Here is a 23,102-nt window from a genome sequence, read left to right on the forward strand (position 1 = left end):
ACATCTTCTCCTTGTTCGTCTATTGGACTCGTGAAAGCGTGGCTGAGCGCATCTCTAGAAGATATTTTCGTCTTGCAGAGGGCATATTTGATCCCTCTATCACATCTTCGTTGACATGCTTTACCATCTTCTTAACTCGCTCGTTTAGGACATGGTTCGGCTTCAGCAATTCAACCCCAAGCTCCTGGTCTGCGCAGGCAATGCATGAGAAAGCCAGCTCGGCCGCTCGCAGACTATCATCGCCCTTGTAACCCATACGAAGATCGCCTCGGCGATCATTCTCATCCTGAGCAGCTTCGAAGGCCTCAAGTGCAAGTTTGGTTGTATCAGCTAGCTTTCGAATGAGTTCGGTCCGCAAGTTGGGCATACGCTGAAGCCCTTCCGTTCGCCCGATAGGGGTTTTGGAAGTGGATTCCTCGGTTTTTACTTCAAATTCCCTGATAGTATTTCTCACACTTCTATAATACTGGCTCGCCAAATAATGTGGAACGATCGATCTGTATATGGACCACCTCGGCACAGTGCCATCATATTTCAAATATTCGTACGATTTCAATATATTTTTTTCACTTAAAGATTTATCGAATTTTAAAGAAACAATGTGCTTCCAAAAGAAAATCATAGCAAGGGGTCGTATCTTCAAATCTCCATCGTCAATAATGCTGCAGAGCTCCGTGTATATTTCTCTACAAAGAACCTCTCTCTTGCGCTCATATTCCTCCACGCCGCCCGGAGAAAGTACAGAGTTTTCAAGATTATTTCGGAAAGTCACTACGGAGCTTTCGTCTATATAAATATCTTCGACGATGGCGCTCGCTTTCAGGCGTACAATTTCAATATCACAAATCTTGATCCTTTGTTGAAATAACATAGGTTCGGCAATGTCTTCCTCATTTAAGTCTTCTTTATTAGCATTTTCCAGATCCAACTTTATTTTACTAAACGACTTTTCCAACGCATTCCTGATGTCTACCAATTTCTGACGGCATTCTCTGTAAACTTGAACTGCGGCGTCGCTACCGGGCGGGGTCTGGGTTAGATTACCAAGCGATCGCTGATACTCGGTTAGCTTCATAATAATTTGCGGGTCAATTTTGTTATCTCCCGCCCGATAGAAGAGCGATATCCCAAAAGATCCATTCATCAACAATGGGTCGTCAGCATCAGCCTCATCCGAATCAATAAATTTCTTAATGTGTTGCTTTGCACTCTCAGAGATGCTAGACATTCTTCTCATCATGCCTGCTAGTCTATGAATGTCGCCGCGTAACATCGAGGAGCGACCCTCAGCTCTATTGAAGTATCTCTCAAATTCAAAGCACCAAGTAAATTCGTCACGTAGCTTGTAAAGCTGCTTGTGATCTATTTCAGCCCAAATATCTTCTATAGCGGTCCTTATCTGAAATTCGACCGGAATAATTATACTGTACCCGTTCTCATGCCCAACTGCATCGAATATCAAATGAGCTGAAGAATAGGTATTTAAATCAGACTCCTCGAATCTTAGTAGTTCTTTGATATCTGATATACTTTTTTTGATTAATTTTGTGGAGTCCGATTTTTTGATTTGCTTTTCGAGATATTTTCTTCTGTAATAACTCTCTATATCTTTATCGATTATAGATTCAAGTTCCTTTATGCATTTTTCGTATGCGCTAACGTTGCCTTTCGCGCTATCTGACGAATGGTCAATACTTGTTGGTGATGGGGCGGGTGAGTTGAAAAACAGGGCTTCTCTGAAGCTAAGAAATAAACTATCGCCATTGAAAAGTTGTTCTGGAAGTTTTTGACCTGCTCTCACTAAAGAAATGACAAAATTCATTGCTTCAAGAAGTTGGGCTTCATAAAGCGTAACTGCGCGAAAACCAACCAGATCAGTCATGTCGTGGTATGAGTAATAAGGACTTCTTTTTGGATCTTTTTGCTTTCGACTTGTTTTTTCCCTAATGCTTTCTTTTGTCTTTGTTCTTATTCTGGAATAAAATAGGACTGCCTCGTATGAAGGCCCTATTGTATTGGATAGCGTGCGCAACCTCTGAGCCACTTGCTCCGCGGCGCTAAGCGCCAATTCCAGCGAGACCTCTGGGTTTCCGAGCGTAGTCGCGTTCGTCATCTATTTGCTTCGATTTGCCTGAAAGTGAAAATTAGCAAGCGATCCAGCGCCGTGTGCCGGAAATGTCGCGATCGCGATGGTCAACTTAGTCCCCTAATTTGTAACCCTAGGTGGAAATTTTATGGGCTGTCAAGAATGCCTGGAAGGGTTCGCCAGCCGGCGGCGACAGCCACTATTGTTGTGGAGTTGCCGTCAAGGACAAGGTAGCGTCCGTCATTTCTGCGGGAAACGGAGATTGGGTTCCGACGGGGGCGTAGGCCGCGTGCCGCCTCATCCATCTTGATCAGCGCATTCTCTATTCCGATACCGCGAGCTCTTGATAGAATTAATAAATGAGTCGGTATAAATATAGTATTAGGTTTCTCTTTGAAATAATATTGAATAGGTAGTTTTAGAATTATAGAATTGTCTACGACAAATTGCGGTATTTTATATATTGTAGTATTGGAATCATCTTCTATTATTGGAATTTCATTTTTTTGATATTGCATGTTTTGTTCCTTCTTTTCGACTGTCGGACGCGCTCTCGCATAGTTCTCCTCATACCTGCCTTCCGTATGCCGGCAGCTCGATCCACTTTAATAGGAAAACTGTTCTAGGCGCGCCCCTTCGAGGCCGGGCTCTCGTGAACCGAACCCCGCCTGCGGCGTGTTTCGGCCCTTTCGGGCTTCGATCCCTCGCGCACATGGCAGGCAGCCTACGGCTGACATTCAACTCGCAGGAGGGGCCTGCGGCCCCATCGCCGTCAAGGCCAAGCCCTTCGGGCGCAAATCGGGGGACCGTGGCTCGCTCCGCTGCCGCTCCCCTGCGCCCGCACCATCCCCCGATTTACGGCCTTGACCGCATCCCCCCGCTCATTGGCGCGGGCCTAGTCCGGTTGCATGCGCAACCGGCAATCCAAAAGGAGACAGGCCCATGACAACCCTTTTCGCACAACCCTACGACATCTCAGCAACAGGCTTCTATTTCGAGAGCGCCGCGCAGTATGAGGAGCGCGCCGCCGGCGCCGTGAACCACTACGGCCAGCCGGTGGAGGAATACGAAATCCAGTTCATCGACGGCGAGGAGATCGATTGCGCCCTGGCCGAGGCCTGGGAGCTCAACCAGTGCAACTTTGCGGCCTGGCTGGATGCGGTGGAGGAGTGGGAGGAGGACCGCAAGGTCCGCTACATCATCGCCCGGCGCGAGTGCGGCTATGGGCACGGAGAGCTTGAGGGCGAGGATCCGGACGACCTGGTGGAGATCCATTTCACCGAGAGCCTGCGCGAGCTGGCGGAGGAGTTCGTGGACGAAGGCCTGTTCGGGGAAATCCCCGCGTCGCTTCGCAACTACATCGACTACGAAGCGATCGCCCGGGACCTGAGCATGGAATACACCAAGACCTGCATCGCCGGACATCGGCTGGTGTATGTGTGCCGGTAGCATCTACCGATCCAGCGACGGGCCGTCGCGCTGTAGGGCGCGGCGCGCCTGATCGTCGTTGCGGCGTTGCTCCATAAACTCCTCGCGCCGCTGTTCGCGGCGCTCGGCTTCCATATCGCGGTAGCGCTGCGCGTCGGCCTCCAGCTCCCGGCGCAGATCCTCGGCCCGCTGCTTCTCAAGTTCGCGCTCGCGGGCGGCTTCCGCCTCCTTCTCGCGTTGCAGGGCGGCCAGGCGCTCGCGCTCATCCTCATCCCGCCTGCGCGCCAGATCCGCCTCCAGGTCGTTCTGCTCCTCGGTGCGCTTGTACGCCCCGCGCAGGCGGTCCCATAGCCCCAGGAGGCCCTTGCGGAACCGGCCCTGCCGTTCCTGCTCCTCATCCTCTGTGCGCAGGCGCTGCGCCTCTGTAAGGGCCGTCTCCTGACCCTGGTGCCGGGCTTCCAGGATGTCCTGCCTGTGCTGCGCTTCCTGCTCCTGGTTCTCCTCCCGCGCACCGGCCTCGGCCTGAAATTCCTCCATCTTGCGCTGCATGTCCCGGGCGATCGCCAGTCTGATCTCCTCCAGGGCCGGAAGCGCGGATTCCTCGCCGAGGCGCTCGCGCACGTCCCTCGTCTTCACCCCGGCCCATTTGGGGACGGCATAGATCTCTCCCTCATGGTCCATCGCCACGAAACCGCGCCGGTCGCCCCGCGCCAGGCGGTAGCCGCGCTCCTCCAGGGCATGGATGAAGGCCGCCTTGGAATCCGAGATCGCCCAGGCATCCTGAAACGCGGCCTTGATCTCCCGCGGATCGTTGCCTGCGCGCCTGGCCTGTTGCCATTCATCCAGGGTAAAGTTGCGCGGATCGCGCGCGCCGGTGACGGCCAGGCCCTGCGGCATCTTCCAGCCATGCTCCAGATAGAGCTCCCGCGATACATCCTGGAGTTTTCTGTGCGAATGGGAGAGCTGGACGGCCTTCATCTCCTCCGCATCGATGCGGCTCCAGACCGCGTGCGCGTGGCGGCGGAGATTGCCGTCATCGCCGTATTTTTCATGAAAGACCACGGCGCGGGGCTGGCCGGAGAGCCCGAGGCGTTCTTCCGCCAGGTTGATCGCCCGCTCGAACGCCGCGTCGGAGACATCCGCCTCCGGCGGCGGGTTGAGGCTGAGAGAGAACAGGAACTGCTTGCACCGGGTCCCCCGGCTGGTGGCATAGGCCTCACCCAGAGCGCCATCCAGGTCGTCCGCCACGAAGCCGCGCAGCTCGTGCAGCTGCACCCGCTCGTTTTCCTCCTTGAGCAGGTGCTGCGCCAGGTTGCGCGCGCCGCCGCGCTGGTTGCCGACCAGGATCATTCACCGGCCCCCGGGTTTAAGCCCCAGCGCCCGGATCAGGATCAGCCGCATGTCCTTCACATCGGCGCAGGCGGTGCGCAGGTCGTGCTGTGTCTCCTCATCGATCGGCAGCTCCCCGGCCTCCGCCAGGGCCGCCAGCAGGCAGAGGTTCGCGGAGATCTCCGACTTGCCCAGCCGGGCCAGGATCTGGCCCAGGAGCGCATAATCGACCGGCGGGGCACGGCGGGCCTTCTTTCTGGGCGCTTCGCCCTCATCCAGCAGTTTGGAGCGGATATAGGAGCCGAGAGGCTCGCTTCCCGCCTCTCGCTCCAGGCGGGCCCGCTCCTCCTCGCTCAGGCGCAGCGAGAACGGGGCGGGGCGTTTCGCAGGCTTCACGGACTGCCCGGCAGCCCGGGCAAACGCCTTCCGGCTTGTACGATTGTAGGAAAGGCTCATGGCTGCGGCCCTTCCAGGTGTGGATTGGCCTCCAGCTCGGCCCGCAGCGGCTTGAGTTGCTCCTCCCAATCGGCCAGAGTTTCAAAAACGGAGTTCGAAATTTCTCCCGGATGCTCCGCCAATTTTCGCCCCCAAGAGATGCCTTAGCGGGCTTCGGGTGGCATGCCAGCCCGAACCGGAGCTTGGGCGAATCAGGGCTGCCGGCTCTGGCTCGAACTTTTTCCGTCTATCTGGGCCAATTTCCTTTTTCGCAAGCTGGACGATTGGCCGCCTTTCCCGTTCCCGGGAACGATGTGGCGGCGCGTCTCACGGCAGAACGAGCGCCTTGGCCCGTCACGCCGGTGCCGGGTTCTCCGCAGGCACGGCCTGTGGATCGGGTTGGCTCATGACCTGTTCTGCCTGTTCCAGGGCCTACAGCAGTAGGCTAGCGATGGCCGGTGCCGGTGGGCAAGACAGATGCCGGGGATGCGCGGGCCGGCCGGAGCATGAAGGCGCAATAGTCGGCGAAGCTACTATTTCGTAATTACAATAATAGGTCCTGCCGTCAGTGGCCGGGTGCTGTGCCGGGACTGACAGCCAGCGGGTTCGCCTTGATTTTCCCTGCTTCAGCATCGCTAATCTCGTGGCGGCCTGATCCCGGCCGATCCGATCGCCGGTGCACCAGCATGGAGTCCCGCAGCGTCGTGTCAGGCCATGACGAGCTTCCCCCGTCGTACACCGGCGCCGGTGCGCATGCGCTGGTCCTGACGATCGCGCAGGCCGCCGCCGCCCTCGGTGCCGCGGAGGACTGGCAGGCTGCCTTGCCGGCCCTCCTGGCAACCGCCGCGACGGATATCGGCGTGCACCGGATGCTGCTGTACCGGGTCGAGGAAGGGGAGGGGGCCCGGCCCCGCCAGACCTGCATCGCCGACTGGTCGGCGGCCGGCCTGACGGCGCTTGCGGGGGATCGCCGCTATGTGGCGGAGGCCCTGCCGGCGCAGGGCGGGCCGCTCGCGGCATGGATCGGCCGGCACCGGCGCGGCGGCCCGGTGGAGGCCCGGACGGCGGACTTCGAGGGCGACCTGCGGACCGCCCTGGAGCGACTGGAGATCCGCGCCTTCCTGAGCGTGCCGGTGATGGTGGATGACGCCTGGTGGGGGCATCTCGCCTGCTGCGACTGCGGGTCGGACAGGGAATGGACAGAGCTGGAGCGGTCGGTCCTGAGCGCGGTGGCTGCGCTGGTCGCCGGCGCGGTCGGGCGCGAAGCGACCAGCCGGCGGCTGGCGGCGCAGGAGGCGGCGGGCCGCGCCATCGTGGACCATGCGCTCGATGCCATCGTCACCGCCGACCGCCATGGCCGGGTGGAGGAGTTCAACCCGGCGGCGAGCCGCATCTTCGGCCTTCCGCGGCAGGCCGTGATCGGCCGGCCGTTCGCCGAAGCCCTGATCCCCGCGCATCTGAGATCGGCGCACAGCGAAGGTTTCGAGCGGCTGCTGGCCGGCGGGCCGCACCGCATCCTGGGGGAGCGCGTGGAGACCGAGGCCCAGCATGCGGACGGGCGGATCTTTCCGGTGGAACTGACCGTGGTCGAGGTGCATGGCGGACCGGAGCGGCGTTTCGCCGCTCACATCCGCGACATCTCGGAGCGCCGCCGGGCAGAGGCGTCCCTGGAATCTCTGGCCTTCGGTGATCCGGTGACCGGGCGGCTGAACAGGGCCGGCCTGTTGCGGGCACTCGGTGCGCGCGACGATACCTTCATGCTGGCCGCGGTGACCCTGGTCGGGCTGTCCGATACGAAGGCCACCTTCGGCGCCGCCTATGCGGACCGCGTCCTGCGGCGGGTCTCGGACCGGCTGGCCGAACTGGCGGGCGCGGACCATCTGCTCGCCCGCACCGGAGATTTCGGCCTGACATTGGCAGTACCGGCAGGCCTAGGCGGAGGGGCGCGGGTAGAGGCGCAGGTCCCCGAAGGCCTGCTGCGAGCCCTGCAGCATGCGCTGGAGCGGCCGGTCACTGCCAAGCAGCGCATCCTGCACCTCGACGGCCGCTGCGGCGTGGCGGTGGGTGCCGCGGCCGTTGCAGAGGAGGCGCTGCGCAATGCGGAACTGGCCGCCACCCGCGCCACACCGCTGTCAGGCCCGGTCGTCTATACGCCGGAACTGCGGGCGGAGCGCCTCAAGCAGCTCGAGCTGGAAGCGGCCTTGCGGGCCGGCCTCGCCGACGACAGCCAGTTCGTCGTCCACTACCAGCCGATCGTCGCCCTGGACCGGCACCACATCGTCGGCTTCGAATGCCTGCTGCGCTGGCGGCATCCGCAACTGGGCATGATCCCGCCGCTGGACTTCATCCCGCTTGCCGAAGCGACCGGTCTGATCGTGCCGCTGGGCCGCCTGGTACTGGAGAAGGCCTGCCGCACGGCCGCGTCCTGGTCCCTGCCGCCGGCGTCGCGGGCCAATGTCGCCGTGAACATCTCGCCGGTGCAGCTGAGCGACCCCGGCCTGGTCGACGCGGTGGCCGCGACATTGGACGCATCCGGCCTGCCGCCGGGCCGCCTGAAGCTGGAGATCACGGAATCCGGGGTCATCGAGGCCAGCGGCTCCGCCGTCGCCACCCTGCACCGGCTGCGGGAGATGGGCATCGTGCTGGCGCTGGACGATTTCGGCACCGGCTATTCCAGTCTTGCGATGCTGCGCGACCTGCCGGTATCGATCCTCAAGATCGATCGCTCCTTCGTCGTCGGCATGGAGCGTGGCGGGGCCGGCGATGCGGTCCTGGCCAGCATCGTCGCACTGGCGGACAGCCTCCGCCTCGATACGGTGGCGGAAGGGATCGAGAGCCCCGACGAAGCGGACCGGCTGCGCGCCCTGGGCTGCAGCCATGGCCAGGGATGGTTCTTCGGCCGGCCGCTGCCGGCCGAGGAGGTCATGCGGGTGCTGTCCGCTGCCGGGGGCTCCGGCACCTGAACCAATCCGCCGCCGGGACCGGTTGTTGCTGCAGGGGGAGGCGGTCTTGCGCCCGCTGCGCTAGAGGGTTCCCGGAATAGATAGAAGCGGCGCCACATAGCTAATCGTCATCCCCGACTTGATCGGGGATCCATTCCGCAATCTTCCCGGCTGCTGATCGGTTTGCGGAATGGGATCTCGGGTCAAGACCGAGAACGACAAGGTTTCCACCAAAGATGGGAACGCTCTAGTCGGCGTCCGCCGCCCCGTCGGCCGCGGCGCTGCCGGTGCCGTCGTCGTCGGGGCCCGCCGGACCTCGGGCTTCGGCATCCGCCGGATCCTGGCCATCGCCGTCCGCCTGCGCGGCCGCGCGGGCGGCCTTTTCCGCCTCCGCCAGCTTGTAGGCGGTGTAGTACTTCAGGATGTTGCGGACATAAACCACAGGTTCGCGGCTGACGGCCTGGCCCATCGCGATCTCCACATTGTCGAACCAGCGGTTCGGGTCGAGCTTCAGCCGTGCGGCCCGCTTGCGCGCCTTTGAGAGATTGCCGGGCCCGGCATTGTAGGCGGCGAAGCCGAAATAGGTCTTCTCCGCCTCCTCCAGCGCGGGATCGTCCAGGTGCTGGCCGCGCAGCCAGGCCATGTACTTCACGCCAGCATGGATGTTGTTCTCCAGGATATGGATGTCGGGTATGCCGACCGCCGGGTCGCGGGCGGTCGCCGGCATCACCTGCATGACGCCGACCGCGCCCACCGGGCTGCGCAGCTTCTGGTTCAGCCGCGATTCCTGATAGCCCTGGGCGGTCATCATCAGCCAGTCGAAGGCGTACCGGTCGGCATATTGTTGGAACAGGCCGGCCATTTCCGTGAATTTCTTCTTTTCGTCCGGGGCCAGGGCGTTCTCCACCCACTTCGTCCCGTTGAAATACTTGCCGAGGACGATATTGCCGAGCTTCGTGCCCTTGTGGGCGATCTTCACGAAGGCGTTCACCGCCGCCGCCAGCTTCGGGTCGTCCTTGCGGAAGGCCCAGGCATAGGCCTGTCCCTCCGCCAGTGGCGCTTCCCGGTGGACGGTGGCTTCGGGGAAGAAGTGGGCGAACAGGTCCGCCACCGTGCTGTCGACCACCGTCGCCCTGATCACGCCGGTGCCGACCAGTTCCATCAGGTCCTCGGTGCGCAGACGCTCATCCGCCTCGACGACGGTCAGCGGCTCCTTGTCCGCCGCGCTGCGTGCCTCGTTGATGTGGGACAGGGTGTCCCAGAAGCTGCTGGAGCGGCGGACATGCAGCGGCAGGCCGACCAGATCGTCCAGGCTCTTCGCCGCCGCGGTACCGGCGGCGGAAATCACCAGCTCGTCGACATCGTCCCTGAACGGGTCGCTGAAGGCGACCTGCGCGGCACGTTCCGGGGTGATGGTCAGGCGGCCGCCGACAATGTCGGCGCGGCCCTGCTCCAGCATCTCCAGCAGCTGGTCCAGGCGTGCCGGCAGCACGACGACGGTCAGGTCGCGGCCTTTCTTGCCGAGGCTCTTCCGCAGCTGCTTCTCGAAATACGGAACCAGGTCGTAGGTGGCCCCGGCCTGGTCGGCGCCGTCCATGTAGTAGGTCGACAGGCCGACCGGGATCGCAACCCGGATCAGGCCGCGATCCACCATGCCGTCGAAGTCGCCGGTCCATTCCTGCAGGGCCAGGTGGAGGGATGCGGGCATCGTATCGTCGTCAGCCGCTGGCGCCGCGGCGGTCCGGTCCGCGGCTTCGGCAGCGCCGTCCCTCGCCCCCTCTGCCGCCCCGGCAGGCAAGGGCGCTGCCAGCACCAGGGCGGCGCCGAACAGGGCGGAGATGAAGGGGACCGTCAGGGCGCAAACCCGGTGGGACAAGATCGTGCAGGGCGACAGGGTCGCGGGGTCTCTGGCCATGGCCGTCCCTCCCTGGGGCCGGTGCCCGCGAGCGGCACCGGTCTGGGTGACAGGGCCGCACGCTGCCAGTGTCGGCTCACCGCCGGCGCCTGCCTGCCAGTTGTCTAGCATGAACTTTCTGACGGAAGTAACAGGCGAACCGGACATGGCGGGCTCAGCGCAGATAGTTGTCGGCGTTCACTGTCTCCTGCGCCGTATCGGTCGCCTGGAACCAGGGCAGCGGCCGCGCCCCGGCGATACGGGAGAACAGGCTCATCGGGAAGGTCTGCGCCCAGTTGTTCAGGTCGGTGACATTGGCGTTGTAGTAGCGCCGGGCGGCAGCAATATGGCCCTCGACCTCGCGGTAGGTGTCCTGGGCGTTCACCACCGTTTCTTGGCTGCGCAGGTCCGGATAGTTCTCAGCCACCGCGAAAAAGCTGCCGAAGGCCCGCGTCAGGCGGTCGTCGATGCGCAGGCGTTCGCTGGCATCGTCAGGGTCGCTCGGCGCGCGTTCCGGCAGTCGCTGGACGCGGGCCCGCAGCGCCGTGAGCTCTTCCAGCAGGTCGCGCTCATGCTCCATGAAGCGCTGCGCAAGCCGCAGGACGTTCGGCAGAAGGTCGCGACGCTTCTGCAACTGCACGTCGACGGCGGACAGCCCTTCCTGCGCCCGATTCCGCAGTGCCACGGCCTTGGCATACATCCAGTAGCACAGGCCCAGCAGGACGACCGCGGCCGCCGCGATAAGTATTGTCGTCATTCGTCCTTCCCGGTTCCGCTCTCTCTCGCCCGCCGCGACATCCGGGAGTCGCGTTGAGCGCGGACCCGCCGCCGTGTCAGTCTCGGAGCGAACGGGCAGCAATGATGGAACCCTATGTTATCAGCCGTACACATCAAGGAGGATCGTCCCTGGTTAGAAGGCGCCAATGCTTTCGTGGCGGAGCGCCTCCAACCCCTGATCGAACGCGAGCAGGCGGACTATCCGGGTCGGATCATCGTCGATCACCGGGCCGAGTATTGGAAGGTGTTCGCAGCGTTCATCGGCGGAATCGCCCTGTTCTTCCTGCTCGCCTCGGGCGGCGGAAAGGCGCTGCTGCTGGCGTTCATCCTGCTGCCGCTGATGATCATCGCCCTGATCGTCGTCGGGCGGTGGGTCTGGGCGCGGCGCCGGAAGAGGGAAAAAGTGGAGAACAGGGCCCGCGCGCGGGAGAAGCGCATCCTGGCGTGTATCGCCGATTTCCTGGGCTTCGACTTCGAGGCGGCGCCGGCACCGGAGAGCTATGCCGCACTCGAATTCGACATGAAGATGCTGAAGCTGTTCCAGGACAAAGGAAGCGGCTACCGGCGGTTCTGGACCGACCGGCTGGTGCTGCGGGCAGGCCCGGCCCGGCTTGAGATCTTCGACATGATCTACGGTCCGCTGCCGATGCGGACCCCGGTCACACCGTTCCAGGGGCTGGCGATATCCATGCCGCTGCAGTCCAGGCATGTGGACTGCGACCTGGTCGGCATCGGCAGGGCCGAACTGCCGGGCGGTCTGCGCCTGCAGGTCCACGACGAGTATCTGGGCGACCTGTCGCCGGCTTTCCAGCCTGTACGACTGGAATCCAACGCCTTCCTGTCGCGCTACGACATCTTTGCCACCGACCAGGTCATGGCGCGCTACCTGCTGACCCCGTCCCTCATGGAGGCGCTGGACCACGCTGCGCACCTGTTCGATGCGCCGGTGGCCCATCTTCTGTTCCGCGGGGATCGTCTGCTCCTGCTGTTGCAGACCCGCAGCGATCCATTGGAATTCGGCGACGGCACCAGGCTGGATTCAGGCATCGCCGTGCAGGCGGCGTTCCGCGAACTCTCGGCGATCCTCGACCTCTCTGTGATCTTCGCGCGGGAGACGGCGGCGCCGATGCGATAGACGGGGCGGTCCGCCGGCTCTGCGCGGTTCAGCCCATCATCGACGGCAGGAGCAGGGCGATCACTGGGAACGCGGTCAGGATCGCCAGCCGCACCACGTCGGCGGCCACAAACGGCAGCACGCCGGTATAGATGGTGCCCAGCGGCAGGTCCCGGTTCATCGAGCGCATGATGAAGATGTTCATGCCGATCGGCGGGGTGATCAGGCTGATTTCGGTCACCGTGACCACGATGATGCCGAACCAGATCAGGTCGAAGCCCAGGAAGGAGATCACCGGGTAGAACACCGGCACCGTCAGCAGGATCATGCCCAGGCTGTCCAGGAACATGCCCATCACGAAATAGATCACCAGCATCAGCAGGATGACGGTGTAGGGCGCCAGGCCTGCCGCCTGGATGCCGTCGATCAGCATGTTGGGCAGGCCGCTCATCGAGATCAGGTTGGAGAACAGCTCCGCGCCGACGATGATGATGAACAGCATCGCGCTGGTCACAACGGTATCGGTGGCAATCCGCGCCAGGCCGCGCAGGTCGAAGCCGCTGCGGCGCAGGAAGAAGTACATCGCGCCGCAGGCGCCGATGCCGGCGGCCTCCGTCGGGGTGAAGACGCCGCCATAGATTCCGCCGATGACGATGGCGAACAGCACCGCGACGGCCCAGACCTGACCCAGTGCCCGCAGCCGGTCGCGCCAGGCGTGGCGCGGGCCGGCGGGGCCCAGCTCCGGGCGCGCGGCGGTCACCGCGAAGACGGCGACCAGATAGAGCGACAGCGCCAGCAGCCCGGGCAGGATGCCGGCGATGAACAGGCGGCCGATCTCGGTCTCGGTCATGATGCCGTAGATCACCAGGATGATGCTGGGCGGGATCATGATGCCGAGGGTGCCGCCGGCGGCGACCGAGCCGGCAGCGAGGCGGCGGGAATAATTGTAGGCGCGCATCTCCGGCAGGGCGATCTGCGACATCGTCGCCGTCGTCGCGACCGAGGAGCCGCTGATCGCGCTGAAGCCGCCGCAGGCGAGGATGGTGGCGCCTGCCAGGCCGCCGCGGAAATGACCGATGAAGGCATTGGCGGCGCGGAACAGTTCCCGCGACAGGCCGGAGGCGGAGACCAGGTTGCCCATCAGGATGAACAGCGGAATCACCGACAGCGGATAGTTGTTGAAGCTGTCGTAGATCGTCGGGCCGATCATGTAGAGCGCCGGCTCCACGCCGGTATAGGTCATGAAGCCGACCACGCCGACGATGCCCAGGGCGAAGGCGATGGGCAGGCCCAGAAAGGCCAGGGCCAGCATCACCGCGAAAGCGATCAGTGCCGTGGTCACAGGCCCGGGCCCTCGTCCGCGATCCGATCGGCCTCAGTGTCGCGCGGCGGCCGCAGGCTGGTGGCCAGGGCCACCGCGGCACCGATGGCCAGGCTGGCCGCGATCGCGAAGGCGATCGGCGCGGCCGGGATCTCGAAATACATCGTATGTTCGTTGCCCAGCGCATAATCCTCCGCCTGCACGAACATCTGCCGCGCCGCCACACCGAGGGCGCCGGCCATCACCAGGCCGAGCACGATCCGCCGCACCCGCTGGAAGCGCGGCGCGCGGATCCCGTCCACGAAGTCGACGGTGATATGCGCCTGGCGCCGCTCCACCAGCGGCAAAGCGAGGCCGATCATCAGCGCCAGCACGATCTCGGTGATCTCCAGCGCGCCGGGGACCGGTGCGCTGAGAAGATAGCGGCCCAGCACGTCGACCAGGGTCAGCAGCGCCAGGAAAACGATCATGCAGGCAAGAAGGCCCCGCCACAGCGCGGCGAGGCCTTCCCAGGATCGATGACGGAACATGGAGGAGGGAGCGGTGCGGGTCAGCCGCCGGCCTTGGCGCGTTCCTTCGCCACCTTGTCGGCCTCCTGGCGCAGGTAGTCCAGGATCTCCGCGCCGTTGTCCATGCCGCGCTCCGCCTTCAGGTCGGCGATCCATTCCTGCTCGATACCGCCGAGCCGGTCCTGCATCGCCTTCACGGTGGCGGGATCCGCCTGGATCACGTCCACCCCGGCTTCCTTCAGCACGCCGACCGCCTTCTGGTTGCCCAGGTCATAGGTGTTGTGGGCGTAGTGCCAGCTCAGGTTCTCGCCGGCCAGCTTGTCGATCGCGGCCTGGTCCTTGGCGCAGATCTCGTTCCACTTGCGCTCCGACATGATGATCGCGCTGGTCAGGCGGTAGAAGCCGCCGGGCACCCGCACCGCATTGTCCAGCTGGCCTTCCAGCTTGAACGACATCACGCCTTCCGGGATCGTGAAGATGCCGTCGACGATGCCGGCGGAGAGCATCTCGTAGACCTCGGTGATCGGCTTCAGCACGCCGACCATGCCCAGCGCGTCGGCGACCTTCGGGGTGACGGTGCCGGCCACCCGGACCTTCAGTCCCTGCAGGTCCTCCAGCGAGGTGAAATCCTTGCCCTTCAGCCAGAGGTCGCCGCCGGTCTGGGTGGCCAGAGCCAGAAGCTTCACGCCGTCGAAATCGCCGGCACCCGTCAGGTACTTCTGGTAGGTGCGCCAGAAGGCGATCGAGGTCGGCCCGGCCTCGCCGCCGATGAACGGCAGCTCGGCGCCCGCCTCGGCCACGAAGCGGCCCGGCGTGTAGCTGTTGTTGATCACCGTGAAGTCGACGGTGCCGGCCTTCACCAGGTCGAAATGCGCCTGCGGCTTGCCCAGCGGCTTGGGCAGGGTGTTGATCTTCACCCGGCCCTCGGTCGCTTCCTCGACCTGTTTGAACCAGTCCTCCATGTGCGGGACCGACTGGTGGGTCGGCGGCACCCAGCGGGAATACATCAGCCGCACATCCTCGCAGTCCTGCGCGGCGGCCGGCGCGGCCAGGGCGATCGTGCCGGCAATGACGGCCGAGAGGGCGGCTGCGGGCATGGCTAGGGACAGTCGCGACATCTTTGTTTCCTCCCGATCATCTGTTCTCACACCGGCCGGCTTCGTGCCGAACGATGCCTCTGTCGGGCGGGAGTTTCCCAATGGCAAACCGAATTCGTCAAGAGCAAATCGGCGCAAACGCCCCCGCGCCGGCGCACCGACGGCGCCGCAGGAACGGGTGCTGCGGGAAAACTCAGCCGGCGGAGCGGCGCTTGCGACCGGGGCGCAGGGTGCCGGCCCGGGCCGGCTGCTCCGTCACTTCCTTGCGGGACCGCCGTGCGGGCTTCGCCGGCGGACTCTTCTCCGCCGGCGGGGCGTCGGGGACGGGGCCGGAGAACCCCATCCTGGCGGAGACCCGGCCGGCGGCGCCGGTGACCAGGCCGGCGAAATGGTCGCGACGCTCGCCGATCAGGCGTTGCGGCCCAAGCAGGGTCAGGCTCGCGGCCAGCGCGCCGCTATAGTCGAAGATCGGCGCGGAAAGGGCGGCGAAGCCGGCATTGATCGGGTAGCGCACGCCCAGATTCTCCTCCTGGACCGTGTCCCAGTCGGTGAAGGCATAGCCACGGCTGCGCACGGTATCGACGATCATCGACATGCGCTGCCGCAGGGTGCCGGCATCCGGCGGATCGTCGTCGGGGTCGCTGGTCATCTGGTCGACCGCCATCACCATGTCGGCCTCCGCGCCCGCCCGCCAGGCCAGGAAGACCCGGCCGGTGGAGGACCGCAGCAGTGGCAGGACATAGCCGATCCGCACCACCATCGAACCCTGGTATTCGCCGTCGACCTTCAGCACGATGGTCGGCCCGCGGCTGCCCCAGACGCAGACATAGGCGGCGCAGGCGGTGGCCTGCCGCAGCGGCGCCAGTTCCTCCCGCGCCAGGCCGACGACATCGAGCTGGCGGATCGCCGACAGGCCGATCTGGGTTGCGAACGGGCCCAGCCCGTAATGCCCGGTCTCCGGGTTCTGGTGGACCAGCCCCTCGTCGGCGAAGCTGGCCAGGTAGAGATAGGCCTTGCTGGCGCTCATGCCGGCGGCGGCGGCGATCTCCTTCAGCGGGCGATAGCCGTCGAGCGCCTCCAGGGCGCGGATCAGCCGGAACCCGACCTCGATCGACTTGACCCGCCGGGCGGCCGGACGGGCAGGGGCGGGCGGACTGGATTGCGGCAAAGCTGGCGACTCCCGTGGCGTGCCGCCCCGCGGGCCGCCGGCCGCGCACCCGGCGGGAGCGGGCGGCCGGCGCCATGGGCGGCCTACTTGAACGCCCGAGTGTATACCTTCCGGCAGTTGTCCTCGAAAATCTTCTTCCGGTCGGCCTCGGACAGCCAGCCGATACCCTCGATCACCGGCTTCAGGTTGTCGAAGTCGTGCCCCCAGTCCGGGTTGTGCACGGAGCCGGTGCCCGGGCGCTCGGTGCCGAACATGCAATTGTCGGTGCCGACGACCCGGAACAGGAGGTCCAGCGCCTCTTCGGAATAGTTGCAGGTGTCGAAGTAGAGCTTGCGCATCAGGTCGTCGAAGGTGGCGTCCTTCTTGCGGCGCAGATGCCAGGCGCGGAAGCGGCCCATCTGGTAGGGGATCGCGCCGCCGCCATGGGAGACGACGATCTTCAGGTTGGGGAAATCCTCGAACACCTTCGATTCCAGCAGCGAGATGATCGCGATGCTTTCCTCGTTGATGAACTTCAGGGTGTAGGATTCGCGGGCATGGCAGCAGCTGGCCGAATGCACCAGGGCCGGCACGTCCAGCTCGACCAGCTTCTCGTACAGCGGGTACCAGAACTCGTCGCCCATGCCGGGCGGCGGGGCGCCGTCGCCCTCCACCGGGTCCGGGTTGATCAGGCAGCCGACGAAGCCCAGCTCCTTCACGCAGCGCTCCAGCTCCTCCAGGCAGTTCTCCGGCGAGGTGTCGCGGAACTGCGGCAGGCCGGCCACACCGCGGAAACGGTCGGGGAACTGCCGGCACTGCCAGGCGATGATGTCGTTGACATAGCGGGTCCAGAGTTCCGTCACCGTGCCCGGTCGCACCGAATGCATCTGCGCGAAGGGGCGGGGGGAGAGGAACTGGATGTCGGTGCCGACATCGTCCATCTGCTTCAGCAGCTTCTCGGTCGGCGGCAGCAGGATCTCGTCGTCGGGGATCTTGCGGCCGGCGCGCGGATTGCCGCGGCTGGAGACCAGGTCCGCCATGTAGCGATAGGCGGTCTCCGGCATCACCACATGGGCATGGGAATCGATGATCATGGCTCAGGCCTCCGTCGCGTAGGCGGTCACTTCAAGCTGGATGCGGGCGCCGCCGCGCAGCGGCATCACCAGGGCATGCCGGGCCGGGCGGTGCGCCGGGTCCGGGTAATATTCCGTCCAGGGGCCGTTCACAGCGCTCCGGTCGCCCTCGTCGGCCAGGAAGACGGTGACCTTCACCACGTCCGCCAGCGACATGTCCGCCGCCTCCAGGACCAGCTTCATGTTGGCGAAGGCGTTGCGGACCTGGGTCTCCATGTCCTCGGGCAGCCTGCCGGTGCCGACCTCCTTGCCGTTGATGCCGCCGCTGATCAGCAGCGGCCCGACGCGGCAGGCCATCGGGATCGGGACACTGCCATGGCCGAGCCCCTCCACCTCTATGCTTCTCTGGGTCATCTTCCTTCCCTTCGTTCCCCCCGCCGCCGGCGCGCCTGGCGCCGGGCGGGCCTTTCGATGCGACGCTCAGTTTTTCGTGCGGCTCTGGAGCGCGTGATAGCCCTGCGCGGCGCGGGCCTCGCGCAGGCTGGAGCCTTCGGCGATCGCGGCACGGATCCGTTCCTCAGCCGCCTCGATCGCCGCGGCCGTCTCCGTGACCTCGGCAAGGCGCGCCGCCGGCACGGCGACGACGCCGTTGTCGTCGCCCAGCAGGATGTCGCCGGCGGCGACCAGCACGCCGCCGATATCGACCGGCTCATTGGTGGCGACCAGATGCACCCGGTCCTTGCCGGTGCGCATCCAGTGGCCGGTGGCGAACAGCGGGTAGCCCATCTCGCGGCTGCGATCGACGTCGCGGCAGATGCCGTGGATCACCGTGCCGGCGATACCCCGGCGGGCGGCGGTGTCGGTCAGGATGTCGCCCCAGACGGTGCAGTCGGTGCGGCCGGCATTGTCGATCGCGACGACCGCCCCGGGCGGCACGTCGTCGATGAAGTCGCCCACCGTACCGCCCTCGATGCCGATCGGCTGGTAGCGCAGGGTGAAGGCCGGGCCGCAGAGCCGGACGCCGGGAAAGATCGGCATCACCCGGAAGCACTGCCCGGCGATCCCCAGCCGGTCGAGCGCGTCGGAGACGCCCGAGGTCGACAGGCCGGCCAGGATCTTGAGGGTCGCGGCGGCGTCCGCGCCGCCCTTCTTTGCTGCGCTCATCCGCTCGCCTTCGTCTTCAGCAGGGTTTCGTAGTTCTGGTTCATCACCTCGCCGATGGAGCGGCCGGCGAACAGCGCGTCGCGGACGCCTTCCTCGAAGGCATGCAGTTCGCGCGCGACGGCCAGCAGTTCGTCGAAGCGGTCGGCGGGGATGAAGGCGATGCCGCTGCCATCGGCCAGGACATAGTCGCCGGGCCGGACCGTCGCGTGGCCGACCTCGATCGGCTCGTTGGTCGCCGTCTCCATCACCCGGGATCGTGCCGTCACCGGTGTCGCGCCGCGGGCGAAGACGGGCAGGGCCAGGTCCTCGCTCTCGTCGATGTCGCGCACCCGTCCGTCCACGATCACGCCGCCGACCCGCGCCAGGCTGGCGGAGGTCGACAGCAGCCCGCCCCAGCAGGCGCAGTCGTCGCGGGAGCGGTGCGACATCACGATGATGTCGCCGGGGGCGGCGGCCTCCACCGCGTTGGCGCCCAGATGGCGCTTCGGCACGTCGCCGCTGAAGCGGTCGATCTGCACCGTCACGCAGCGGCCGAAAATGCGGCGGCGGGTGGTCAGGCGCTGGATCTCCTGGATGCCGTGCGGCAGGCCCAGCTTCTCCAGCGCGTCGGAAACCAGGCAGGTGTCGTAGGCCAGCATCTCCCGGCGCAGGGTGTCATCCATGGCGTTGCTTCCTTCCTTCAGCCGGTCCTTTGGCAGCCGGTCTTTTGGCAGCCGGTCTTGCTGTTGCGCAGGCAGCCGGGTCGCGGCCTACATCCAGGCGGCGAAGCAGAGCCCGGTGCCGGTCTTCGCCGGCGTGCGGTAGCCGGGGACATAGTCCATCCAGCGCAGGCTGAGCGAGGTCCCGTCGAGGGCCCCGGCAACGGCGATCCAGTTGCGGATCTCCGAGGAGCCGTAGCGCAGCATGCGCGGGTCGAGGCCCGCAAGGTAGTCCAGGTCGCCGTTGCGCAACGCAGCCATCACGCCGGCGTCGAGATCGTCGTCGACATAGAAATGGCTGAGCCCGCCGGAGGCGAGCAGCCCGATGCGCAGATCCTCCGGGAAGCTCTCCGCCAGCGCCGCCAGCGCGCGGCCGATCTCCACGCAGCGCCGCGGGGTGGGCTGGTTCGGCGGGAAATAGGTGTTCAGGAAGACCGGCACGACGGGCAGGCCGCTGCCGGCGAGGTAGCGGCGGTGAATGAAGGCGAAGGCATGCCCCTCGCCCTGGTCCTCGCGCAGCCGGCCGATCGCGGAAACGTCGAAGCCGCGCTCGATCAGCCCCTCGATCAGGTGCAGTGCCAGGGCTGCGTGGCAGGGATAATCGGTGTCCGCATCCTCGAAATAGCGCCCGCGCAGGCGCTTCGCCCAGGCCTGCACGTCCCGCGCCGGATCGGCGCCCGGCGGCAATGCCTGGCGCGCCCGGTTGCGGATCGACGGGCCGTAGAAGATGCCGAAGGCCGGCATGTTGTCGGTCTGGAACATCTCCATCTGGTCGTCGCCGACGATCAGCAGGACGTCGAGCTTCGCATCCTCGATATGGCCCTGCAGGGTGGCCATTGCGGTGCGGCTCTGACGATGGCGCCGCGCCATCTCCGCCGGCGCGACATGGCGGCCGGAATCGCGGGGCACGGCCGCCAGGAGCTGGTCGTAGCTGCAGTCGCGGCCGTCATGGTCGGTAAAGGCGCGGCTGCGGTCCAGCTCGACGAAGCGCGACCATTCCTCCAGCTCGGCGTTCAGCATCGGGCTGTGGGAGGATCCGAAGGCAGCGGTGATGCGGGCCATGGGCTCGGCCTGGGCCTCCTGCGGCAGGGTGTCTTGAAGCGGTTTTGCCAATGACGAATCATGTTTGTCAAGAGCAAACCGAATTGCGGGAAGTCGCCTGCCGGCCGATGCGGTGCGTCACCTTTGCGGCTTGCACGTCCACGGGCATTCATAATAGACGAAAACAATTCGGCATGGGCGAAATCGCTGGCCATGCCGCCCCGGCGGGTCTTTGCCGGCGGATCTTTGCCGGCGGGCTTTAGGAGGAGGAAACGCCATGCTGAGCCAGGCCAAGAACGAGCTGCTGACCCGGATCGGGCGCGGCACCCCGATGGGGGAGCTGATGCGACGCTACTGGCAGCCGATCGCCGCGGTCGCGGAGCTGGACGACAATCCGGTGAAGCCGGTCCGCCTGATGGGCGAGGACCTGGTCCTGTACAAGGATCTGGGCGGCAATTACGGGCTGGTGCAGCGGCGCTGTCCGCACCGCAATGCGGACCTGTCCTACGGCTATGTCGAACAGTGCGGCCTGCGCTGCAACTATCACGGCTGGCTGTTCGACCATGACGGGGCCTGCCGGGAGCAGCCCTACGAGGAGATGGTCGATCCCGGCAGCCGCTTCAAAGAGAAGATCCGCATGACGGCCTATCCGGTGGAGGCGAAGGCGGGGATGCTGTGGGCCTATCTGGGACCGGAGCCGCGGCCCCTGGTGCCGAACTGGGAGCCCTTTACCTGGAAGAACGGCTTCGTGCAGGTGGTGTTCGCCGAGATCCCCTGCAACTGGTTCCAGTGCCAGGAGAATTCCATCGACCCGGTGCATTTCGAGTGGATGCATTCGAACTGGAGCCAGCGGCTGGCCGGCGATACCGGGCCCTATTCGCCGACCCATATCAAGATCGCCTTCGAGGAGATCGACTACGGCTTCGTCTACAAGCGGGTGCGCGCCGATACCGACGAGAGCCACCCGCTGTGGCAGACCGGCCGGGTCTGCCTCTGGCCGAACGCGCTGTTCACCGGCAACCATTTCGAATGGCGGGTGCCGATCGACGATACCCGCACCCTCAGCGTCACCTGGATGTTCTCCCGCGTGCCGAAGGAGCGCGAGCCCTACGTGCAGGAACGCATTCCCTACTGGACCGGGCCGATCGCGGATTCCGAGACGGGGCGCTGGATCACCAGCCACATCATGAACCAGGACTTCATCGCCTGGGTCGGGCAGGGGGAGATCACCGACCGCACCCACGAGCATCTGGGCCAGTCGGACCGCGGCGTCATCATGATGCGCAAGCGGTTCGAGGACGACATCAAGGCGATGGAGCGCGGCGAGGAGCCGAAGGCGGTGATCCGCGATCCGGCGCAGAACGAATGCCTGGAACTGCCGATCATCGACAAGGCGCATTTCGTGGCCGGCATGAGTGTGGCCGACCGCGAGGCGAAGCCGCTGCTGGCGCGCAACCTGATGCCGACCGACTACATCTACCAGGCCGGACAGCCCGACCATGTGCGCCGCGAATACGAGGAGGTGATGGGCTTCAAGACCTCGCCGCTGAAGCTCGTGCGGGTGTGAGGTTCGGCCACGCTTGAGCGAGGCGGCGCCATGGGCCACCGCGACGCCTGCGGTGGTGGCGCGGCTTTCATCCCGCCGGGGCTATTGGTCTGGCCAATCTCGGCATGCACCGCCGTCCCGTGCTAGGATCGCCGAAACAAAGGATCGCCCGAATAGGGACCGCAGGAGGAAATCATGCTCAAGGCAGAGGATAACGAGATCCTGACCCGCACCGACCCCGGCACGCCGATGGGCGACATGATGCGGCGGTTCTGGATTCCCTTCATGACCTCCAAGGAACTGCCGGAGGCCGACGGTGCGCCGCTGCGCGTCACCCTGCTGGGCGAGCAGCTGCTGGCCTTCCGCGACACCGACGGCCGGGTCGGCCTGATCGACGAGTTCTGCCCGCATCGCCGCGCCAGCCTGTTCTTCGGCCGCAACGAGGAATGCGGCATCCGCTGCGTCTATCACGGCTGGAAGTTCGACGTGGAGGGCAAGTGCCTGGAGGTGCCGTCGGAGCCGGCCGACAGCACCCTGGCCCGCAAGGTGCGGCTGACAGCCTATCCGGTGCGCGAGGCCGGCGGCGTCCTCTGGGCCTATATGGGGCCGAAGGGGGAGGAGGGCGCGCTGCCCAACATCGAGTGGCTCAGCCTGCCGCTGCCCCACGTCTACGTTTCCCGCTGGGAGCAGGAGAGCAACTATTTCCAGGCGCTGGAGGGGGAGATCGACTCATCCCATGTCAGCTTCCTGCACCGCCAGCTGGACGCCAAGGACGCGCCGAAGGGATCGCTGTCGGGCGCCTGGTTCACCGGCGATACGGCGCCGAAATGGACCATCGACCAGCACAGCCACGGCCTCACCCTGGCGGCGCGCCGCACGGTGGAGGACGGCGCCGGCTACTGGCGGATGAACCAGTTCATGCTGCCGTTCTACACCATGATCGCGCCGGAGCCCGGCGGCTATATCACCAACCGCATGTGGGTGCCGAAGGACGACACCCATTGCTGGGTGATCTGCGCCACCTACCGCCCCGACAAGCCGTTGACCGAAGACGACCTGGAGAAGTTCACCGCCGGCAAGTTCGCCCATCGCCGGGTGCTGCCCGGCACCACCATCCCGATGGAGCGGATGGAGAACGACTACGGCCTGGACCGCCGCCTGCAGAAGACCGTCAGCTATACCGGCATTCCCGGCGTGCGGGCGCAGGACGCCATGGTGACGGAGACGGCGGGGCCGATCGCGGACCGCACCAAGGAGCATCTGGGCACGTCGGACACCGCGATCATCGCCGCGCGCAAGCTGATGATCGACGCTGCCAAGCGGTTCCGCGACGGCACCGTGCCGGAGGCGGCAGCCGGCGGCGACATCTATGCCGTGCGGTCCTGGTCGTCGGTGCTGCCGGCGTCGGTGAAGAGCTATCGCGACGATCCGGACACCATGGCGGCGATGCGCACCGCCGGGCAGAAGCGGGACCGCCAGACGGTCGACGCCTGAACGGATG

At 65.0% G+C, this 23,102-nt stretch carries 20 protein-coding genes; 5 read left to right on the forward strand and 15 right to left on the reverse strand.

Annotation, left to right across the window (positions count from 1 at the left end; genetic code table 11):
• Positions 1-19: 19 nt before the first annotated feature.
• Both ACFOGJ_RS18120 and ACFOGJ_RS18125 read right to left on the reverse strand, forming a co-directional pair.
• On the reverse strand, positions 20-2,113 hold the full coding sequence (locus tag ACFOGJ_RS18120) for a hypothetical protein (protein ID WP_379903117.1): 2,094 nt from the start codon (positions 2,111-2,113) through the stop codon (positions 20-22).
• A gap of 119 nt (positions 2,114-2,232) precedes the next feature.
• Positions 2,233-2,604, reverse strand: coding sequence for a hypothetical protein (locus ACFOGJ_RS18125; RefSeq protein WP_379903119.1), 372 nt, complete (start codon positions 2,602-2,604; stop codon positions 2,233-2,235).
• Positions 2,605-3,028: 424 nt separating this feature from the next.
• Between ACFOGJ_RS18125 and ACFOGJ_RS18130 the strand changes: the two genes are divergently transcribed.
• The gene (locus ACFOGJ_RS18130; RefSeq protein ID WP_379903121.1) at positions 3,029-3,535 is read left to right on the forward strand and encodes an antirestriction protein ArdA; all 507 of its coding nucleotides are present in this window, start codon (positions 3,029-3,031) and stop codon (positions 3,533-3,535) included.
• Between the two features lie 3 nt (positions 3,536-3,538).
• Here ACFOGJ_RS18130 and ACFOGJ_RS18135 read toward each other — a convergent pair whose 3' ends face one another.
• Both ACFOGJ_RS18135 and ACFOGJ_RS18140 read right to left on the reverse strand, forming a co-directional pair.
• Positions 3,539-4,864 carry a relaxase/mobilization nuclease domain-containing protein gene (locus ACFOGJ_RS18135; protein WP_379903123.1) on the reverse strand — a complete coding sequence of 442 codons (1,326 nt, stop codon included), beginning with the start codon at positions 4,862-4,864 and terminating at the stop codon, positions 3,539-3,541.
• Complete coding sequence (locus tag ACFOGJ_RS18140) at positions 4,865-5,239, reverse strand: hypothetical protein (protein WP_379903125.1); 375 nt, start codon at positions 5,237-5,239, stop codon at positions 4,865-4,867.
• A 725-nt stretch (positions 5,240-5,964) separates the two neighbouring features.
• Between ACFOGJ_RS18140 and ACFOGJ_RS18145 the strand changes: the two genes are divergently transcribed.
• On the forward strand, positions 5,965-8,241 hold the full coding sequence (locus ACFOGJ_RS18145; protein WP_379903127.1) for a putative bifunctional diguanylate cyclase/phosphodiesterase: 2,277 nt from the start codon (positions 5,965-5,967) through the stop codon (positions 8,239-8,241).
• A 226-nt stretch (positions 8,242-8,467) separates the two neighbouring features.
• Here the strand turns inward: ACFOGJ_RS18145 and ACFOGJ_RS18150 are convergent, their stop codons facing one another.
• The gene (locus ACFOGJ_RS18150) at positions 8,468-10,135 is read right to left on the reverse strand and encodes an MltF family protein (protein ID WP_379903129.1); all 1,668 of its coding nucleotides are present in this window, start codon (positions 10,133-10,135) and stop codon (positions 8,468-8,470) included.
• A gap of 154 nt (positions 10,136-10,289) precedes the next feature.
• Positions 10,290-10,871 (reverse strand): LemA family protein, encoded by a 582-nt coding sequence (locus tag ACFOGJ_RS18155; protein WP_379903131.1) that lies wholly within the window; start codon positions 10,869-10,871, stop codon positions 10,290-10,292.
• Positions 10,872-10,985: 114 nt separating this feature from the next.
• Here ACFOGJ_RS18155 and ACFOGJ_RS18160 point away from each other — a divergent pair, with 114 nt between their 5' ends.
• A complete protein-coding gene (locus tag ACFOGJ_RS18160) occupies positions 10,986-12,026 on the forward strand; it encodes a DUF3137 domain-containing protein (RefSeq protein WP_379903133.1) in 1,041 nt (346 codons plus the stop codon).
• Positions 12,027-12,054: 28 nt separating this feature from the next.
• Here the strand turns inward: ACFOGJ_RS18160 and ACFOGJ_RS18165 are convergent, their stop codons facing one another.
• The 9 genes from ACFOGJ_RS18165 to ACFOGJ_RS18205 form a co-directional block, all read right to left on the reverse strand.
• Positions 12,055-13,347, reverse strand: coding sequence for a TRAP transporter large permease (locus tag ACFOGJ_RS18165; RefSeq protein WP_379903135.1), 1,293 nt, complete (start codon positions 13,345-13,347; stop codon positions 12,055-12,057).
• A complete protein-coding gene (locus tag ACFOGJ_RS18170) occupies positions 13,344-13,796 on the reverse strand; it encodes a TRAP transporter small permease (protein ID WP_379903137.1) in 453 nt (150 codons plus the stop codon). Before ACFOGJ_RS18170 ends, ACFOGJ_RS18165 begins: the two co-directional genes overlap by 4 nt.
• 80 nt (positions 13,797-13,876) lie before the next feature.
• On the reverse strand, positions 13,877-14,953 hold the full coding sequence (locus tag ACFOGJ_RS18175; protein WP_379903139.1) for a TRAP transporter substrate-binding protein: 1,077 nt from the start codon (positions 14,951-14,953) through the stop codon (positions 13,877-13,879).
• Between the two features lie 172 nt (positions 14,954-15,125).
• Complete coding sequence (locus ACFOGJ_RS18180; protein WP_379903141.1) at positions 15,126-16,100, reverse strand: IclR family transcriptional regulator; 975 nt, start codon at positions 16,098-16,100, stop codon at positions 15,126-15,128.
• Between the two features lie 83 nt (positions 16,101-16,183).
• The gene (locus ACFOGJ_RS18185) at positions 16,184-17,173 is read right to left on the reverse strand and encodes an amidohydrolase family protein (protein WP_379903143.1); all 990 of its coding nucleotides are present in this window, start codon (positions 17,171-17,173) and stop codon (positions 16,184-16,186) included.
• Positions 17,174-17,176: 3 nt separating this feature from the next.
• On the reverse strand, positions 17,177-17,566 hold the full coding sequence (locus tag ACFOGJ_RS18190; protein WP_379903145.1) for a RidA family protein: 390 nt from the start codon (positions 17,564-17,566) through the stop codon (positions 17,177-17,179).
• A gap of 66 nt (positions 17,567-17,632) precedes the next feature.
• The gene (locus ACFOGJ_RS18195; protein WP_379903147.1) at positions 17,633-18,316 is read right to left on the reverse strand and encodes an RraA family protein; all 684 of its coding nucleotides are present in this window, start codon (positions 18,314-18,316) and stop codon (positions 17,633-17,635) included.
• Complete coding sequence (locus tag ACFOGJ_RS18200) at positions 18,313-18,978, reverse strand: RraA family protein (RefSeq protein ID WP_379903149.1); 666 nt, start codon at positions 18,976-18,978, stop codon at positions 18,313-18,315. Before ACFOGJ_RS18200 ends, ACFOGJ_RS18195 begins: the two co-directional genes overlap by 4 nt.
• Positions 18,979-19,065: 87 nt before the next feature.
• Positions 19,066-20,076, reverse strand: coding sequence for a DODA-type extradiol aromatic ring-opening family dioxygenase (locus ACFOGJ_RS18205; protein WP_379903151.1), 1,011 nt, complete (start codon positions 20,074-20,076; stop codon positions 19,066-19,068).
• Positions 20,077-20,332: 256 nt separating this feature from the next.
• On the opposite strand from ACFOGJ_RS18205, the gene ACFOGJ_RS18210 reads away from it, so the two are divergent.
• Together ACFOGJ_RS18210 and ACFOGJ_RS18215 are read left to right on the forward strand one after the other, a co-directional pair.
• The gene (locus ACFOGJ_RS18210) at positions 20,333-21,622 is read left to right on the forward strand and encodes a Rieske 2Fe-2S domain-containing protein (RefSeq protein WP_379903153.1); all 1,290 of its coding nucleotides are present in this window, start codon (positions 20,333-20,335) and stop codon (positions 21,620-21,622) included.
• Between the two features lie 174 nt (positions 21,623-21,796).
• Positions 21,797-23,095, forward strand: a complete 1,299-nt coding sequence (locus ACFOGJ_RS18215; RefSeq protein WP_379903155.1) for a Rieske 2Fe-2S domain-containing protein — start codon at positions 21,797-21,799, stop codon at positions 23,093-23,095.
• Positions 23,096-23,102: the final 7 nt, after the last annotated feature.

The sequence above is a fragment of the Marinibaculum pumilum genome (assembly GCF_042646425.1).
In the GTDB taxonomy this organism is placed as follows: domain Bacteria; phylum Pseudomonadota; class Alphaproteobacteria; order Ferrovibrionales; family Ferrovibrionaceae; genus Marinibaculum; species Marinibaculum pumilum.

Excerpts from the sequence above, each read along its gene's own strand:
- ACFOGJ_RS18175 (WP_379903139.1), bottom strand. The coding sequence starts at position 14,953 with ATGTCGCGACTGTCCCTAGCCATGCCCGCAGCCGCCCTCTCGGCCGTC.
- ACFOGJ_RS18145 (WP_379903127.1), top strand. The coding sequence starts at position 5,965 with ATGGAGTCCCGCAGCGTCGTGTCAGGCCATGACGAGCTTCCCCCGTCG.
- ACFOGJ_RS18185 (WP_379903143.1), bottom strand. The coding sequence starts at position 17,173 with ATGATCATCGATTCCCATGCCCATGTGGTGATGCCGGAGACCGCCTAT.
- ACFOGJ_RS18155 (WP_379903131.1), bottom strand. The coding sequence starts at position 10,871 with ATGACGACAATACTTATCGCGGCGGCCGCGGTCGTCCTGCTGGGCCTG.
- ACFOGJ_RS18215 (WP_379903155.1), top strand. The coding sequence starts at position 21,797 with ATGCTCAAGGCAGAGGATAACGAGATCCTGACCCGCACCGACCCCGGC.
- ACFOGJ_RS18200 (WP_379903149.1), bottom strand. The coding sequence starts at position 18,978 with ATGGATGACACCCTGCGCCGGGAGATGCTGGCCTACGACACCTGCCTG.
- ACFOGJ_RS18195 (WP_379903147.1), bottom strand. The coding sequence starts at position 18,316 with ATGAGCGCAGCAAAGAAGGGCGGCGCGGACGCCGCCGCGACCCTCAAG.
- ACFOGJ_RS18135 (WP_379903123.1), bottom strand. The coding sequence starts at position 4,864 with ATGATCCTGGTCGGCAACCAGCGCGGCGGCGCGCGCAACCTGGCGCAG.
- ACFOGJ_RS18125 (WP_379903119.1), bottom strand. The coding sequence starts at position 2,604 with ATGCAATATCAAAAAAATGAAATTCCAATAATAGAAGATGATTCCAAT.
- ACFOGJ_RS18210 (WP_379903153.1), top strand. The coding sequence starts at position 20,333 with ATGCTGAGCCAGGCCAAGAACGAGCTGCTGACCCGGATCGGGCGCGGC.
- ACFOGJ_RS18190 (WP_379903145.1), bottom strand. The coding sequence starts at position 17,566 with ATGACCCAGAGAAGCATAGAGGTGGAGGGGCTCGGCCATGGCAGTGTC.
- ACFOGJ_RS18120 (WP_379903117.1), bottom strand. The coding sequence starts at position 2,113 with ATGACGAACGCGACTACGCTCGGAAACCCAGAGGTCTCGCTGGAATTG.
- ACFOGJ_RS18150 (WP_379903129.1), bottom strand. The coding sequence starts at position 10,135 with ATGGCCAGAGACCCCGCGACCCTGTCGCCCTGCACGATCTTGTCCCAC.
- ACFOGJ_RS18130 (WP_379903121.1), top strand. The coding sequence starts at position 3,029 with ATGACAACCCTTTTCGCACAACCCTACGACATCTCAGCAACAGGCTTC.
- ACFOGJ_RS18170 (WP_379903137.1), bottom strand. The coding sequence starts at position 13,796 with ATGATCGTTTTCCTGGCGCTGCTGACCCTGGTCGACGTGCTGGGCCGC.
- ACFOGJ_RS18205 (WP_379903151.1), bottom strand. The coding sequence starts at position 20,076 with ATGGCCCGCATCACCGCTGCCTTCGGATCCTCCCACAGCCCGATGCTG.
- ACFOGJ_RS18160 (WP_379903133.1), top strand. The coding sequence starts at position 10,986 with ATGTTATCAGCCGTACACATCAAGGAGGATCGTCCCTGGTTAGAAGGC.